Source organism: Kitasatospora sp. NPDC059673, from assembly GCF_042734215.1.
In the GTDB taxonomy this organism is placed as follows: Bacteria; Actinomycetota; Actinomycetes; order Streptomycetales; family Streptomycetaceae; genus Kitasatospora.
Window position 1 is genome coordinate 1 of sequence record NZ_JBHWEN010000035.1, and the last position, 13,837, is coordinate 13,837.

Annotated in this window: 14 protein-coding genes; 7 read left to right on the forward strand and 7 right to left on the reverse strand. The window is 74.8% G+C overall.

Annotated elements, in window-relative coordinates:
* The first annotated feature begins 122 nt into the window (after positions 1-122).
* On the forward strand, positions 123-1,433 hold the full coding sequence (locus ACFV18_RS29730; protein WP_380488337.1) for a hypothetical protein: 1,311 nt from the start codon (positions 123-125) through the stop codon (positions 1,431-1,433).
* Positions 1,430-1,933 (forward strand): potassium channel family protein, encoded by a 504-nt coding sequence (locus ACFV18_RS29735; RefSeq protein WP_380488338.1) that lies wholly within the window; start codon positions 1,430-1,432, stop codon positions 1,931-1,933. Before ACFV18_RS29730 ends, ACFV18_RS29735 begins: the two co-directional genes overlap by 4 nt.
* Positions 1,934-1,940: 7 nt before the next feature.
* On the opposite strand, the gene ACFV18_RS29740 is transcribed toward ACFV18_RS29735, so the two are convergent.
* From ACFV18_RS29740 to ACFV18_RS29755, 4 genes are all read right to left on the reverse strand, one after another.
* On the reverse strand, positions 1,941-3,476 hold the full coding sequence (locus ACFV18_RS29740) for a protein kinase (protein WP_380488339.1): 1,536 nt from the start codon (positions 3,474-3,476) through the stop codon (positions 1,941-1,943).
* Between the two features lie 112 nt (positions 3,477-3,588).
* The gene (locus tag ACFV18_RS29745) at positions 3,589-3,726 is read right to left on the reverse strand and encodes a hypothetical protein (RefSeq protein WP_380488340.1); all 138 of its coding nucleotides are present in this window, start codon (positions 3,724-3,726) and stop codon (positions 3,589-3,591) included.
* 276 nt (positions 3,727-4,002) lie between these two features.
* On the reverse strand, positions 4,003-4,911 hold the full coding sequence (locus tag ACFV18_RS29750; RefSeq protein ID WP_380488341.1) for a hypothetical protein: 909 nt from the start codon (positions 4,909-4,911) through the stop codon (positions 4,003-4,005).
* Positions 4,908-5,642, reverse strand: coding sequence for an RNA polymerase sigma factor (locus tag ACFV18_RS29755; RefSeq protein WP_380488342.1), 735 nt, complete (start codon positions 5,640-5,642; stop codon positions 4,908-4,910). The genes ACFV18_RS29750 and ACFV18_RS29755 overlap by 4 nt, the downstream gene beginning before the upstream one ends.
* A gap of 314 nt (positions 5,643-5,956) precedes the next feature.
* Here ACFV18_RS29755 and ACFV18_RS29760 point away from each other — a divergent pair, with 314 nt between their 5' ends.
* The 3 genes from ACFV18_RS29760 to ACFV18_RS29770 are packed head-to-tail and all read left to right on the forward strand — an operon-like array spanning position 5,957 to position 8,183.
* Positions 5,957-6,646: a hypothetical protein gene (locus tag ACFV18_RS29760; RefSeq protein WP_380488343.1), complete on the forward strand. Its 690-nt coding sequence runs from the start codon at positions 5,957-5,959 to the stop codon at positions 6,644-6,646.
* Positions 6,647-6,697: 51 nt separating this feature from the next.
* Positions 6,698-7,435: a tyrosine-protein phosphatase gene (locus ACFV18_RS29765; protein ID WP_380488344.1), complete on the forward strand. Its 738-nt coding sequence runs from the start codon at positions 6,698-6,700 to the stop codon at positions 7,433-7,435.
* Between the two features lie 52 nt (positions 7,436-7,487).
* Positions 7,488-8,183 (forward strand): class I SAM-dependent DNA methyltransferase, encoded by a 696-nt coding sequence (locus tag ACFV18_RS29770; protein ID WP_380488345.1) that lies wholly within the window; start codon positions 7,488-7,490, stop codon positions 8,181-8,183.
* A gap of 174 nt (positions 8,184-8,357) precedes the next feature.
* On the opposite strand, the gene ACFV18_RS29775 is transcribed toward ACFV18_RS29770, so the two are convergent.
* Both ACFV18_RS29775 and ACFV18_RS29780 read right to left on the reverse strand, forming a co-directional pair.
* Complete coding sequence (locus ACFV18_RS29775; RefSeq protein WP_380488346.1) at positions 8,358-8,852, reverse strand: NUDIX domain-containing protein; 495 nt, start codon at positions 8,850-8,852, stop codon at positions 8,358-8,360.
* An 89-nt stretch (positions 8,853-8,941) separates the two neighbouring features.
* Positions 8,942-9,220, reverse strand: a complete 279-nt coding sequence (locus tag ACFV18_RS29780) for a hypothetical protein (RefSeq protein ID WP_380488347.1) — start codon at positions 9,218-9,220, stop codon at positions 8,942-8,944.
* Between the two features lie 128 nt (positions 9,221-9,348).
* Here ACFV18_RS29780 and ACFV18_RS29785 point away from each other — a divergent pair, with 128 nt between their 5' ends.
* Positions 9,349-11,802, forward strand: a complete 2,454-nt coding sequence (locus ACFV18_RS29785; RefSeq protein WP_380488348.1) for a YbhN family protein — start codon at positions 9,349-9,351, stop codon at positions 11,800-11,802.
* A gap of 12 nt (positions 11,803-11,814) precedes the next feature.
* Here ACFV18_RS29785 and ACFV18_RS29790 read toward each other — a convergent pair whose 3' ends face one another.
* Positions 11,815-12,051: a hypothetical protein gene (locus ACFV18_RS29790; RefSeq protein WP_380488349.1), complete on the reverse strand. Its 237-nt coding sequence runs from the start codon at positions 12,049-12,051 to the stop codon at positions 11,815-11,817.
* A gap of 145 nt (positions 12,052-12,196) precedes the next feature.
* Between ACFV18_RS29790 and ACFV18_RS29795 the strand changes: the two genes are divergently transcribed.
* Complete coding sequence (locus tag ACFV18_RS29795) at positions 12,197-13,723, forward strand: ATP-dependent DNA ligase (RefSeq protein WP_380488350.1); 1,527 nt, start codon at positions 12,197-12,199, stop codon at positions 13,721-13,723.
* The last annotated feature ends 114 nt before the right edge of the window (positions 13,724-13,837 follow it).

The window sequence follows — 13,837 nt, forward strand, 5'->3', positions numbered from 1 at the left end:
GCCCCCGCACCGCCCCTCGGCGGCGCGGGGGCTCCGGCGTGTCCGGCGTAGCCCGAGTGGCTGGCTGTTTTGTTCCGGTATCTCCTGGTATTCACCTGATGGCGGATCACCTGGGAGCACTGATGACGCCCGAGTCCCCGGACGAACACGAGCTCGCCGAACTGCGGGCCAAGGTCGCCTCCCTGGAGTCGCGGGAGTCGCGCCCCCGGCACCGGGTCCGGTCGTTCTTCGCCATCCTGCTGATCGTGCTGGCCGCGGTGCTCACCCCGCTGGCCGTGGTCGCCTCCTGGAGCCGGGCGCAGGTCACCGACACCAACCGGTTCGTCTCGACGATGGCCCCGCTGGCCTCCGACCCGGCCGTGCAGGGCGCGGTCGCCAACCGGGCGACGAGCGCGATCATGGACCAGCTGCCGGTCTCCGACCTGCTGAACGAGGTGGCGCCCACCGACCGGCCCGCCCTGAACGCGGCGCTCGGCAAGGTGGGTCCGGCGCTGACCGACGGACTGACCGGGTTCGTCCACACCCAGGTGCTGAACGTCGTCCAGTCGGACGCCTTCGCGGGCATCTGGGAGACCATCCTGCGCGACGCGCACGCCGCGTTCACCAAGGTGCTGACCGGGCAGGGCGGCGGCGCCGTGCAGGTCAAGGGCGACACCGTCACCCTCGACCTGGCACCGGTGATCGCCCAGGTCAAGGACCGGCTGGTGGCGAACGGGCTGGGGCTGGCGGCGAAGATCCCCGAGGTGCACACCGACTTCGTCCTGGTGCAGTCGGAGGCCGTGAAGAAGGCGCAGACCGGGCTGCGGCTGCTCGACCTGGCCGGGTTCTGGGTGCCGGTGCTGGCGGTGCTGTGCGCGGTCGGCGGCATCCTGCTGGCGGTGCACCACCGCCGGGCCACCGTCGGGGCGGCGCTCGGCATGGCCTTCGCGGCGGGGCTGCTGGGCATCGGGCTGAGCGTGTTCCGGGCGATCTACCTGGACAAGCTGCCCGCCGACGTCGACCAGGCCGCCGCGATGGCGGTCTACGACACCCTGGTGCGCTACCTGCGGGCAGCCGTCCGGATGCTGCTGGCGCTGGGCATCGTGATCGCCCTGGCGGCCTGGCTGACCGGCTCCGGGCGGCGGGCCGGCTGGGTGCGGCAGCTGTGGCAGGCCGGTCTGGGGTCCGTCCGGCGGGCCGCCGAGGGGATCGGGATGCGGCTCGGCCCGGTCGGCCGGTTCGTGCACCGGTGGAAGGCCTGGCTGGGCTGGGGCGCCGTCGTGGTGGCCGCGATCGTGCTGCTCACCTGGGGCTACCCGACGGCGGTGGTGGTGCTGTGGATCGCGGTGGTGCTGCTGGCCGTGCTGGCGGTGCTGGAGTTCCTCGACACCCCGGCCGAGGAGCCCGGGGGCACGACCGGCGCCTCCGACGGTGGGAAGGCCGCGCCGGCATGAAGGAGCTGGCCCGGATGTACCTCGCCCTGCTGGGCGGTCCGGTGCTGCTGCTGACGGCCTTCTTCACGGTGCCGCTGGACTGGTTCGGGCCGCACCACCCACTGGTCAGCTGGCTGACCTTCATCGCCCTGCTCACCCTGGTCGGGGCGGGCCTGCTGCGCGAGGCCCAGCGGCAGGTGCTGGGCCGGCCGGGGCGGCCCGTCCCGGTGATCCTGACGCTGCTGTCCGGGGCGCTGGTGGTGTTCTCCGCGGCGTACCTGGGGATGTCCAAGCAGCCGGGCGAACTGGTCGGCCTGACCACCAAGGTCGACGCGCTGTACTTCACGGTGATCACCATGGCGACCGTCGGCTACGGCGACATCCACCCGTCCGGACAGGTGGCCCGGATCGTGGTGATGATCCAAGTGCTGTACACCGTGGTGTTCCTGACCACGGGTGTGACGGCGCTGTCCCGCCAGGTGCGGACCCGGGCCATCAGCCGGGCCCGCAACCGGGACTGAGCCCGCGCTACTGCTCGTCCCGGCCCGCCTGCGCGTGCACGGCGGAGAGCAGCGTGTTCAGGCGGCCGCTCCAGCCGTTCAGCGTGGAGTTGTCGACGGCCTTGTGCTTCCCCCCCAGGTCGCGCAGGACGCGCTGGGCGTCCTTGAGGGCGCTCTCGGCGTCGTCGGCGCGGTGGTCGTTGACGGCCTGGGTGGCCTGGTCGAGGAGAGCCGTCAGGGTGTCCTGACGGTCGCGGTCGCGGGCGAACGTGGCCTGGGCGATGTCGGCGCGCAGCTGGGCGATCTGGGCGGCCACGGTGGGCTTGGCGCTGGTGGACGGCTTGGCCGAGGTGCTGGGGCGGGCCGAGGCGCTCGCGGACGGGGAGGCGGCGGGGGAACTGCTGCTCGCGGCGGGCGGCGAACTCGAGGTGGTGGGCTGGGCCGTCGAGGTGGAGGAGTCGCCGCCCCCGCTGAGCGAGAACGCGGCGATGCCCACCACGCAGGCGAACACCCCGGCACCGACGCCCGCGTACACCAGCGGGTTGCGGCCGCGCCGGGGCGCGGGCCGCTCCTCCTCCTGGCGAACGGGCATCGGCATCGACATCGGCATCGGCGGGAGCACCGAGGTGCGCTGCTGCTCGGTCCAGGGCTGGTGCTGCGGGGGCGGCGGCACGGTCGCGGGGGCGGGCGGCAGCACCTGGGTGGCGGCGCCGAGCAGTTCGGCGGTGCGGTCGGCGGGTGCGGCCGGGACGGCGGCGAGCAGTTCGGCGGCGGCCGCGTTGGCGTCGGCGGGGCGCTCGGCGGCGTGCTTGGCGAGCAGCCGCAGGATCGCGGCGTCCAGCGCGGGCGGCACGTCGGGGCGGACGGCGACAACCGGCACGGGGTACTCGGTGACGTGCTTGAAGGCGATCGCGACGGGGGTGTCGGCGGTGAACGGCGGTGCGCCGGTGAGCATTTCGAACAGCACGCAGCCGACCGCGTACAGGTCGGCGCGGGCATCGACCTCGCCGGCGGTGGCCTGCTCCGGGGAGAGGTAGGCGGCGGTGCCCACCACCGAGGCGGCCTGGGTGAGCTGCTGGCCGGAGGAGGAGCCGGCCCGGGCGATGCCGAAGTCCACCACCTTCACCCCGCCGTCGGTGGTGATCATGATGTTGCCGGGCTTGATGTCGCGGTGCACCAGGCCCTGGGCGTGCGCGGCGGACAGCGCGTCCAGGACGGCGGCGGCGATGCCGACGGCGCGCTCCACCGGCAGGGTGCCCTGCTCGGCGATCAGCCGGCCCAGGGTGTCGCCGTGCACCAGCTCCATCACCAGGTACGGGGAGCCCTGGTCGAGGCCGGAGTCGAAGACCGTGACGATCCGCGGGTGCACCAGCAGCGCGGCCAGCCGGGCCTCGCGGGCGAACCGCTCGGCGAACCGGGGGTCGTCGGCGAGCCCGCCGTTGAGCACCTTCACCGCCACCGGGCGGCCCAACTGGTGGTCCACGGCCCGGTAGACGGTGGCCATCCCCCCGACGCCGAGTATCTCGCCGACCTCGTAGCGCCCGTTCAGCGCGCGTCCGATCATCGGATACTCCCCTCACCTCGGTCGGGCACCCGTGAACCATAGCGGGCACCTGCCCACGCCGTGCCGCGGGCGCTGCACCGGCTCCGGCCACAGGCGGCGGCACCGGCTCCGGCTAAGGGCGTTGCACCAGCAGTGCGGCGATCAGGGCGGCCAGCGCGGCGGTGAGCAGGGCGCGGGGGGTCCGCGGCGAGCCCTGCACGGCCAGCCGGGCCGCGCGCTCGGCGCGGGGTGAGGTGCGCGGGAAGCTCATCGCCAGCTCGCCTGGCGGTGCGTCAGGTCGGTCACCGGGGACTCCAGAGGTTTCGGGCGGGACGCCGGGGGTGGGCTCCGGACGGACGGTGGACCCGGGGGGAGTTCAGCCCGTCCGTCCGGAGCGGTTCCGGACGGCCACGGACCCGGGGGAGTCCATCGGGCCGACCGGAGTGTTTCCGGACGGGCGGGGCCCGGGGGAGCCAGTCACCCGTCCGGAGTGCGGTCCGGCCGGCCGGCGGGCACAGGGGAACCCGCCGGCCGTCCGGAGTCGGTGTCAGTCCTGGTCGTTGCCCCCGCCCCTGGACTGCTGGTTGGTGCCACGGCCGGGCCGCCCCGACACCGGCGCGGACGGCGACCCGGACGGACCGGCCGACGGGCGGGCGCGGCCCTCGCCGTACTTGCCGCCGTCGTTCTGGTCGCCGTTCTGGTCGCCGTCGTTCCGGTGGCCGTCGTTCCGGTCGCCGCGGGAGGTGAGCTGCGCGCAGTACCCGGTCACCTTCTCCGGGGCGCCGGCCGCCTGCAGCAGGTCGGCCAGCGCCGGATCGACGGCGGCCTCCTTCGGCTTGGCGCCGGACGAGACCCGCGCCGCGAAGCCCCGGCACAGGACGGCCAGGTCGGGCGCCTGCCCCGGATCGGCGGACGCCGGGTCCAAGGGCCGGTCGGACGCGCCGCCCGGCCGGGTGGCGGCGCTGGAGGGCTTGGCGGTGCGGCCCGGTGCGGTACTCGTCGCGGATCCGTCGGACGCGTTCGAGGAGGACGCGGGCGCGGCGGCGGCCGGCGGGGCCGGGGCGGGACCGCCCAGGACCTCGGGCAGCCGGCCCGTCCCGGCGGCGACGGCGACTCCGCCGACGGCGGTCGCGCCCAGCGCGACGGCCATGGCCTTCGCGCTGAGGGCCCGCGCCAGCGCGGTGTCCGCCATCTTTCGTCTCCGGTGCTGACTGGGGGCCGGCTGACGACGAGCCAGCCGGAACCCGGCCATGGCCCCCTCTTCGCCGGGCGGCGGGCCGTCCTCCACCGCCACGGTCGCCGCGGCAGCGGCGAGCAGGGCGGCGAGCTCGGGCCGCCCTGGCACGGGCTGCTGCCCACCGGAGGGGTCCTGACCGGCCTCCGGGCCGACCGTCGCACCGCGGAGCAGCTGCTCCGCGGCGGCGCGATCGATCCGGCGGGATCGGTTGGTGCTCATCTCATATCCCTCAGCGTCGGCACCTGCGCCGGTGTCACACCCTGCGCGGAGATTTTTTTCCCGGCCGCCCACCGGGGTATCCCGGCGGCCGCTCCCCCGGTCTGGTCAAGAGTCCTGGCGAGCCGCCGCAGCCCCCGGTGCGCGGCCATCCGGACGCTGCCGGCCCGCTTGCCCAGCACCTTCGCGGCGCTCTCCGCGTCCAGCCCGAGCACCACCCGCAGCAGCACCGCCTCGGCCTGGTCGGGCGGCAGCGAGGCGATCAGCGCGAGCGCGTCGGAGGTGGCGACGGTGGCCATCGCCTGGCCCGCGGTGTCCTCGGCGGCGGCCAGTTCGGCCAGGTACTCCACCGGCAGGTCGGCGACCGGTCGGCGGCGCACCCGGCGCAGGTGGTCCATGGCCCGGTTGCGGGCGACGGTCGCGGCCCAGCCGCGGAAACCGTCCGCGTCACCGCGGAAACCCGGCAGGTCACGGGCGATCTGCAGCCACGCCTCGGACGCGATGTCCTCGGCGTCCTCGGCCTTGCCGCCGACCAGGACCCGCAGGTAGCGCAGCAGTCCGGGCTGGACGGCCCGGAACAGGACCCGGAACGCCTCCTCGTCGCCGTCCTGGGCGGCCCGGACGGCGGTGGCGAGATCCGCCCGCCGGCCGGCCGGTTGGTCCGGCACGTCGGGACGGCCGCGCCGGTCGCCGTCGCCCGCCCCGTGGTGTTCAGCACTGTGCACCCGCCACATGATGCGCCATCCGGGTGCCCCGCCCCACCGGCGGGGCGCGGCACGGGCGGTGACGGAGCGGTGGCTGCCCGGTGTGGGGCAAGGGCCTGTCCGGGGCGCCGCCGGGTGTGCGCGCGGTGCAGGCAGACGGGCCGTCAGCTTCGGGACCAAGGACCCGCGCCGGGCCGACTTTCGTCCCGTCGGGTGCTGTCGTTCGCCTGCGGATTCCCCCCGATCTCCCGCCATACGGTGCGAAGAGGGACATTCCGTCCCGATCCGGAGCAGGGTGGCCGCCCGCCCGCTCCGCTGCACGAGTCATCGAACCGGGAGACGCCATGAGCACCGCCCAGGAGCTGTACACGACGGGAATCCGCGAGCACTTCGCGCCCGCCCTGCGCGCCCTGGGCCTGGTGGGCTGGCGCCACTCGTTCTCGCTGCCGGACGACGACCGGTGGGCGGTGCTCGGCGTGCAGGCGGTGCACGCCGACGGGCGGGTGCGTTACACCGTCAACCTCTCCGTCACCGACAAGGCCGTCTGGGACCGGCGGAGCATCCGTCCCTGCGCCAACACCCCCACCGGGCTGGAACGCTGGCGCGCCCCGATCGGCGAGGTGATGCCGGTCGGCGGCGAGGTCTGGTGGGAGGTCTCGCCCGGCCCGCGCTGGCTGGTCGCCGTCGAGGACTCGGTGGCCGCCGTCCGCGGCTACGCGCTGCCCGAGCTGCGCCGCCGACTGCGCCCCGACGACCGCGGGCCCTACCTGCCGCAGGCCGCCCTCGACGGCGTCAACGGCGCCCTCGCGATCGCCGGCGTCGCCCGCATCCAGCGCGCCGAACTCGCCGACGGCGTCCTGGAGTTGCACGGCGCGTGGAGCCGCCACGACCCGGCCGCCCGGCAGGTCCTGGCCGGCGCCGCCCGCGGCTTCCTGTCCGCCCGCGACCGGCGCTTCGGGCTGGTCCGGGCGCTCGACACGCTCGGCCGCCCACTGTGGGAGTTCCCGTCCGGGAACCACGGCGAAGCGGACTGAGTCTCTTCCAGTACCGGCACGCGCCGGTACTTCACATCCGGGGGGAAGCACATGACGGGGACCGCCACCACGTCCGCGACGGCACTGTCGCACGAGCAGCGGCAGCTCGACTGGGACGGCTGCCTGAACGTCCGCGATCTGGGCGGCCTGCCCACCCGCGACGGCCGGCGCACCCGCACCGGCGCGATCGTCCGCGCCGACAACCTCGACCGGCTCACCGCCGAGGGCCAGAACGCCCTGCTCGGCTACGGCGTGCGCACGGTGATCGACCTGCGCGACCCCGTCGAGTACCGGCCGCTGCTGCCCACGCCCGCCACCCTCGACCTGGTCCGCGTCCCGCTGGACGCGCTGGCCGGCCCCGGCTGGTGGGCCCGCTTCGGCGCCCTCGACGGCACCCCGCTGTCCTTCCGCCCCTACCTCGACCACTGCCGGGACGCCGTCGCCCAGCTGGTCACCGCCGTCGCGCACGCCCAGGGCGGCGGCATCGTGGTGCACTGCGGCGCCGGCCGCGACCGCACCGGCCTGGCCGCGCTGGTCCTGCTCGCCCTCGCCGGGGTCGAACCCGCCGCGATCGCCGAGGACTACCTGCTGTCCGCCGCCAACCTGCGGCCGCTGTGGACCATCCTCGACCGCCCCGACGAGGAGGCCGGCATCGCCCGCGTCCTCGCCGACGCCGGCACCACCGCCGAGGGCGCCCTGCACGCGGTGCTCACCGAGTTCGACGCCGCGCAGTGGCTGCCCGCCGCCGAGGTCGCCGCCGTCCGGACCAGGCTCCTCGACGCGAGCTGACGCTCCGTTAAATGGTTCGCGCTCTCCCCGGGCGCGAACCATACTGCGCCGCATGGTGGACTTCGCCCTGTTCGACACCCGCGGCTACCCGACCGTCGACGTCCGTACGGGCTACGCCGGGTGGGTCGACAGCTACGAACGGACGGTTCAGGACGCGATGGACCTCGGCGTCCTGGCCCGGCTCGCCGTCCCCGCCTGGTCCGAGGCCGCCACCGCCGCCGACCTCGGCTGCGGCACCGGCCGCACCGGCGCCTGGCTGCACGAGCGCGGCGTCGGCGCGATCGACGGCGTCGACCTCACCCCCGAGATGCTCGCCCGCGCCCGCGCCCGCGGCGCCCACCGCACCCTCACCGAGGCCGACCTCGCCGCCACCGGACTCCCCACCGCCGCGTACGACTTGGCGGCCTGCTCCCTGGTCGACGAGCACCTCGCCGACCTCGGCCCCCTCTACCGCGAGGCCCATCGCCTGGTCCGCCCCGGTGGCCTGTTCGTCCTGGTCGGCCTCCACCCCACCTTCATCATGTCCGCCGGCATGCCCACCCACTACGACGGCCCCGACGGCCCCATCGCCATCACCACCCACGTCCACCTGGTCAGCGACCACCTCACCGCGGGCCTCGCCGCGGGCTGGCAGCTCGCCGAGATGCGCGAACAGACCGTCGGCGACGAGTGGATCGCCCTCAAACCCAAGTGGTCCCGCCACCGGGGCCAACCGGTCTCGGCCGCGTACGTCTGGCGCAAGGCCTGAAGGCGAGCGGGCGAGTACGAAGACAGGGGCGCGTGGGGGGCCTCCCGGCCCGCCAGGGCTGGGGGAGAACTGCGCGAATGGGCACGCGCGCAACCGCAGGGTCGCGGCACAGGACACCGACTCGCACGTGCTCGCGACCTCACGGACATGGTGTGCGTTTGTCGCGCAGTCCCCTCAGAAACCGGAGTTCGGCGCCGTCACCACCCGCGTCCGCCCGTCCGCCCTCGCAGCCAGCCCTGCTTCCAGTCGCAGCGCCCGGGCCGGCCCGAGCAGGGCCATCGCCTCGGGGACGCTCGCCCACCGGTAGGCGTCGAGCTCGCCGGCCGGCAGCACGATCGGCGTGTCGGCCGGGAGGACGCCGAGGTCGAAGAGGAAGTGGCAAGCGGGGTGGCCGAGTTCGCCACTGGAATGGGTCCAGGCGACGGCCAGCAGGTCGCCCGCCTCGCGGCGCAGCCCGGTCTCCTCGAAGAGCTCGCGGGTGGCGCACTGCTGCGCGTTCTCCCCGAGGTCGACGGTGCCGCCGACGAACTGCCAGGCGTCCCGGTAGCCGGCCTTGACGATCAGGACCCGCCCGTCGGGGTCGGTGATCAGGCAGCCCGCAGCGGCGTACACGCGGTGCAGGGAGGCGAGCCAGTCCTCACGGGTGGCGAATTCGGGGGCGTCGGCCATGTCACTCCTTCGGCGGGGTGGGGGCGTGCGGCCCCACTCTCCCACCCCCGTCGAATGCGGTGCGCCGAGGGTTCCCGGTGCCGGACGGCTCAGTGCTCGGAGTGCCGTTCCGCCCCGCGGTGCCGGTGCCCGGGCAGTTCGGTGTGGGCGGCGGGCCCGTCGGCCGGGCCCGCCATCGCGGGCGTCCGGCGCCCGCCGTGGCTGAACGCGACGTCGCCCAGGTAGCCGCCGGTCTCGGCGGCGCGCGTGGTATCGGTGTGCAGTTGCGGTGCGAGGGGTGCCGGGTTCGCCGCCATGGTGCGGTGCTCCAGCACCTGCTGGCTGCCCTTGCGGAGCCTGGTCATTCTGTCGGTCGGTCGCTTGGTCATCACCGGCCTCCCTTCATCGGCCTTCGCTGGCCCGATATGCCCATTATCGGCCCGTATCCTGTGCGACGCCTCGAACTCCCTTTACCGAAAGGCCAGCTCAGGCGTCTCGCAGTGTGGGACCATGCCCCGTGGCCACGGTGATACAAGCCGACGAATCCCAGGAACAGCGCACCGCACACCCCGCCCCGCGCGGTGGGCAGACGGACCGGGTCCGGCACCCGGCCGCCCTGATCCGCCTGGTCTCCGGGCTGTGCTGGATCGCCCTGGTGCTGCTGCTGGCGGGCTACGCCCAATCCGCCGCGCTCGGCCTGGACACCGACGTCTCCCGGATCACCGACCAGGTGCCCTGGCCGCCCGTCCAGCTCGCGGCCGCACTGTGCGGCGGCGCCCTGCTGCTGGTGCCGCTGGGCTACGCGGTCGACCGCCTGCTGCACGCCGACGGCCGCCGGGTCGCCGACGGCGTTCTCGCCGCCGTCCTCGCGTACGGCCTCTCGCTCACCCTGGACCTGCTGGCCGGCGACCTCACCACGCTCACCCACCCACTGTCCGGCGGCGACGGCCGCACCGCACCGGTGTACGGGCACCTCGCGCCGGTGGTGGCGTTCATGACCGCGATCGGCACCGCCGGCATGCGCCGCTGGCGCACCGCGCTGGCCGTCACCCTGACCATGTCCGGCCTGTCCGGGCTGATCACCGGGTACGCCACCCCGCTGTCCCTGGTGCTGTCGCTGCTGCTCGGCTGGACCGCCGCGCACGCCACCCGGTACGCCGTCGGCGAGCCGGTCGGCACCCCCACCGAGGACCAGATCGGCGCCGCACTGGCCGCCTGCGGGGTACGCCCCGACGCGGTGCTCGCCATCGGACCGACCCGCTACCTGGTCACCCAGCGCGACGGCCGCCCCGAGCTGGACGTCCACCTGCTCGACCGGCACGTCCAGGCCAGCGGACTGCTCGGCCACCTGTGGCTGGCCCTGCGCCTGCGCACCGCCCCCCGCCCGCTCGGCCTGCGCCCGCTGCGCGCCGGACTCGAACACCAGACCCTGCTCGGCCACGCCGCGTCCGCCGCCGGCGCCCGCACCCGCACGCCCGTCGCCGCCGTCGAGCTGAGCCCCGACGCCGCGCTGGTCGCCTACCGGCGGATCGACGCCCGGCCGTTCGCCGAACTGTTCACCGAGTACGCCCCGGCACCGGACCAGTCCGGCGACGAGCCCGCCGACAACACCCCCACCGATGCCGAACTCCGCGACGCCTGGCAGCAGTTGGCCCTGCTGCAACGCCGCCGGATCGCGCACCGCTCGCTCTCCCCGCACACCGTGCTGCTGGACGCCGAAGGCCGGGTCCACCTGGTCGGCCTGGCCCGCGGCGAGATCGCGGCCGGCGACCTGCTGCTGCGTCTGGACGTCGCCGGAATGCTCGCCGTCCTCGCCGTGCACGCCGGACCGGAACGGGCGGTGCGGGCCGCGATCGACGTACTCGGCCGAGGACCGGTCGGCAGCGCACTGCCACTCCTCCAGCCGATCGCCCTGGCCCGCCACACCCGCGCCGCGCTCGCCCGGCACAAGCAGCTGACCGGCGAACTGCGCGCCGAGGTGCAGCGCCAGATGCCGCAGGCCGCCACCGAACCCGTCCGGCTGGAACGGCTGCGCCCGCGCACGCTGCTCAGCATCGTCGCCGGGATCGCGGTCGGGTACGCGCTGCTGAACTTCCTGTTCAACACCGACGTCAACCCGGTCACGCTGGTCGCCGACTCCGACCCGCTGTGGCTGACCGGCGCGGCGCTCTGGGCCGCGGCCAGCTACCCCGTCGCGAGCTTCGCGTTCAGCGGCTTCGTCCCCGAGAAACTGTCGTTCCGCTCCACCCTCGCCGCCCAGGTCGCCGGGGCCTTCGTCAAGGTGGCCGCCCCCGGCGGCGTCGGCGGCCTCGCCCTGAACACCCGCTACCTGCAGTGCGCGGGCATCCCCACCGCGCAGGCGATGTCCAGCATCGGCGTCAGCCAGCTGTTCGGCCTGGTGCTGCACATGCTGCAGCTCGCCGTGTTCAGCGCCCTGGTCGGCGCGGACACCACGTCCGGCGACGACTCCCCGTCACTGGCCAGTGGCTGGGTGCTGTGGCTGGCCGGGGTCGCCGCCGCGGTCGTCGCGGTGTCGATCGCCGCGGTGCCTTCGCTGCGGCGGCGCGCCCAGACCCTGCTGCGGCCGCTGCGCGCCGAGGTGCTGCCGCGCCTGCTCGACCTGGCCCAGCGGCCCGGCAGGCTCGCCACCGGCGTGGCCGGCCAGCTGCTGGTGTCGATGTGTTTCGTGGTCTGCCTGTACTGCTGCACCCGCGCGGTCGGCCAGCACCCGGGGTTCAACGCCGTCGCGGTGAGCTTCCTGGCCGGCAACGCGGCCGGCAATGTGGTGCCGACGCCGGGCGGTGTGGGCGGAGTGGAGGGCCTGACCGCGGGCATGCTCAACGCGACCGCCGGCACGAACTACGGCACCGCGCTCGCCGCGGTGGTGCTGTACCGGCTGCTCACCTTCGTCCTGCCGGTGCTGCCGGGCTGGGTCGCCTTCACCTGGCTGAAGCGCCGCCGGGCGATCTGACCCCGCACCGGGTCACTCGCCCCGGTGGTCCTCGTCCCCCACCGCGACCTCCCGGACCTGATCCACCGCATCCCCCTCGTCGGCCGGCGCCGCCCCCAGCTCGCGCTGGCGCCGCAGCACCTCCAGATCGTCCACCTCCGGCTCCACCGCCTCCCGCTCCGCGTCCCCCGCCTCCATCACGGTCGGGGTCGGCTCGTCGTCGTCCTCGGGGTACTCGGGGTTCTCGGGGTTCTCCGCATTCAGGCGCATACCACCAGTATCCGGCGCAACCCCCCGGAACCGTCATCTTTGGAACGGCCGATCCGCCATCCGGGCCCGCGCGCGCCCGGCGCGGGTAGGGTCGGGGGTGCGCTCGTACGGTGGGGTGGGGCCCGTGTGGTGGAGGGTGGTCGGGATGCTGGTGGCAGAGGTGGCCGGGGCGTCGGCGCGGCTGGCGGGGACGGCGGCGCGGTCGGAGAAGGTGGGGGTGCTGGCGGAGCTGTTCGGGCGGGTCTCGGCCGAGGAGGCGCCGCTGGTGGTGGCGTACCTGGCGGGGCGGTTGCCGCAGCGGAAGGTCGGGGTGGGCTGGCAGACCCTGCGGGAGCGTCCCGCGCCGGCCGCCGAAGCGACTCTCGGGGTGCTGGAACTTGACCGCCGGCTGTCCGCCCTCGCGGCCCTCGCCGGTCCCGGCTCGCAGCGCGAACGGCGGCGGCAGGTGGACGAGTTGATGGCGCTGGCCACCGAGCAGGAGCAGCACTTCCTGTTCGGGCTGCTCTCCGGCGAGCTGCGTCAGGGCGCGCTGGACGCGGTGGCGGTGGAGGGCCTGGCGGCAGCCGTCGGCGCACCGGCCGGAGCGGTCCGGCGGGCGCTCATGCTGTCGGGCGAACTCGGGCCGCTGGCAGGCAGGTTGATCGAGCAGGGCCCGGCCGCACTGGACGCCTTCCGGCTGACCGTCGAACGCCCGGTGCAGCCGATGCTGGCGCAGAGCGCCAAGGACGTGGACGAGGCCTTGGACCGGCTCGGCCCGTGCGCGGTGGAGGAGAAGCTGGACGGGATCCGCATCCAGGCGCACCGCGCGGGCGACACCGTCCGCATCTACACCCGGACGCTCGCCGAGATCACCGCCCGGCTTCCCGAAGTCGTCGCCCTGGTACGGGAGTTGCCGCAGGATCGGCTCATCCTGGACGGCGAGGTGCTGGCCCTGGACGAGGAGGGGCTGCCGCGGCCGTTCCAGCAGACCTCCGGCCGGGTCGGCTCGCACGGCGAGCACACCGAACTTCCGTTGTCCGCCGTCTTCTTCGACCTGCTGCTGACCGGCGACCGGGATCTGCTGGACGCCCCCGCCGCCGAACGCCACGCCGAACTCGCCGCGCTGGTACCGGAGTCCGCCCGGGTCCGGCACCTCAGGGTGGACGACCCGTCCGATCCCGAACAGCGGCGGCTGGCCCAGGAGTTCACCCGCGCCGCGACCGCCGAGCACCGGCACGAGGGGGTGGTGGTGAAGTCGCTGGACGCACCGTACAGCGCGGGGCGGCGCGGTTCGTCCTGGCTGAAGGTGAAGCCCGTCCACACCCTCGACCTGGTGGTCCTGGCCGCCGAGTGGGGGCACGGGCGGCGCACCGGCCGGCTGTCCAACCTGCACCTGGGGGCCCGGCGGCCGGACGGCACGTTCGCGATGCTCGGCAAGACCTTCAAGGGCCTCACCGACAGCCTGCTGGAGTGGCAGACGCAGCGGCTGCGCGACCTGGCGGTCAGCGAGGAGCGCTGGGGCGTGGTGGTGCGGCCCGAGCTGGTGGTGGAGATCGCCTTCGACGGGGTCCAGCGCTCCAGCCGCTACCCGGACGGGGTGACGCTGCGCTTCGCCCGGGTGCTGCGCTACCGGGAGGACAAGAGCGCCGCCGAGGCGGACACCGTGGAGTCGGTGGCGGCGCTGCTTCCCTGACGCCCCCTCAGCCCGTATCGGCCGACACCCAGCGTTAATGCCCCGTCATCGCTCTTGCAAAAGAGTTGCAATAGGGTGGCCCTCGCAACGGATCATCCGTCGACCGAGAGGGGC

Bases quoted from the DNA above. Each gene is read 5' to 3' on its own strand.
- ACFV18_RS29730 (WP_380488337.1), top strand. From the start codon at position 123: ATGACGCCCGAGTCCCCGGACGAACACGAGCTCGCCGAACTGCGGGCC.
- ACFV18_RS29735 (WP_380488338.1), top strand. From the start codon at position 1,430: ATGAAGGAGCTGGCCCGGATGTACCTCGCCCTGCTGGGCGGTCCGGTG.
- ACFV18_RS29740 (WP_380488339.1), bottom strand. From the start codon at position 3,476: ATGATCGGACGCGCGCTGAACGGGCGCTACGAGGTCGGCGAGATACTC.
- ACFV18_RS29745 (WP_380488340.1), bottom strand. From the start codon at position 3,726: ATGAGCTTCCCGCGCACCTCACCCCGCGCCGAGCGCGCGGCCCGGCTG.
- ACFV18_RS29750 (WP_380488341.1), bottom strand. From the start codon at position 4,911: ATGAGCACCAACCGATCCCGCCGGATCGATCGCGCCGCCGCGGAGCAG.
- ACFV18_RS29755 (WP_380488342.1), bottom strand. From the start codon at position 5,642: ATGTGGCGGGTGCACAGTGCTGAACACCACGGGGCGGGCGACGGCGAC.
- ACFV18_RS29760 (WP_380488343.1), top strand. From the start codon at position 5,957: ATGAGCACCGCCCAGGAGCTGTACACGACGGGAATCCGCGAGCACTTC.
- ACFV18_RS29765 (WP_380488344.1), top strand. From the start codon at position 6,698: ATGACGGGGACCGCCACCACGTCCGCGACGGCACTGTCGCACGAGCAG.
- ACFV18_RS29770 (WP_380488345.1), top strand. From the start codon at position 7,488: ATGGTGGACTTCGCCCTGTTCGACACCCGCGGCTACCCGACCGTCGAC.
- ACFV18_RS29775 (WP_380488346.1), bottom strand. From the start codon at position 8,852: ATGGCCGACGCCCCCGAATTCGCCACCCGTGAGGACTGGCTCGCCTCC.
- ACFV18_RS29780 (WP_380488347.1), bottom strand. From the start codon at position 9,220: ATGACCAAGCGACCGACCGACAGAATGACCAGGCTCCGCAAGGGCAGC.
- ACFV18_RS29790 (WP_380488349.1), bottom strand. From the start codon at position 12,051: ATGCGCCTGAATGCGGAGAACCCCGAGAACCCCGAGTACCCCGAGGAC.
- ACFV18_RS29795 (WP_380488350.1), top strand. From the start codon at position 12,197: ATGCTGGTGGCAGAGGTGGCCGGGGCGTCGGCGCGGCTGGCGGGGACG.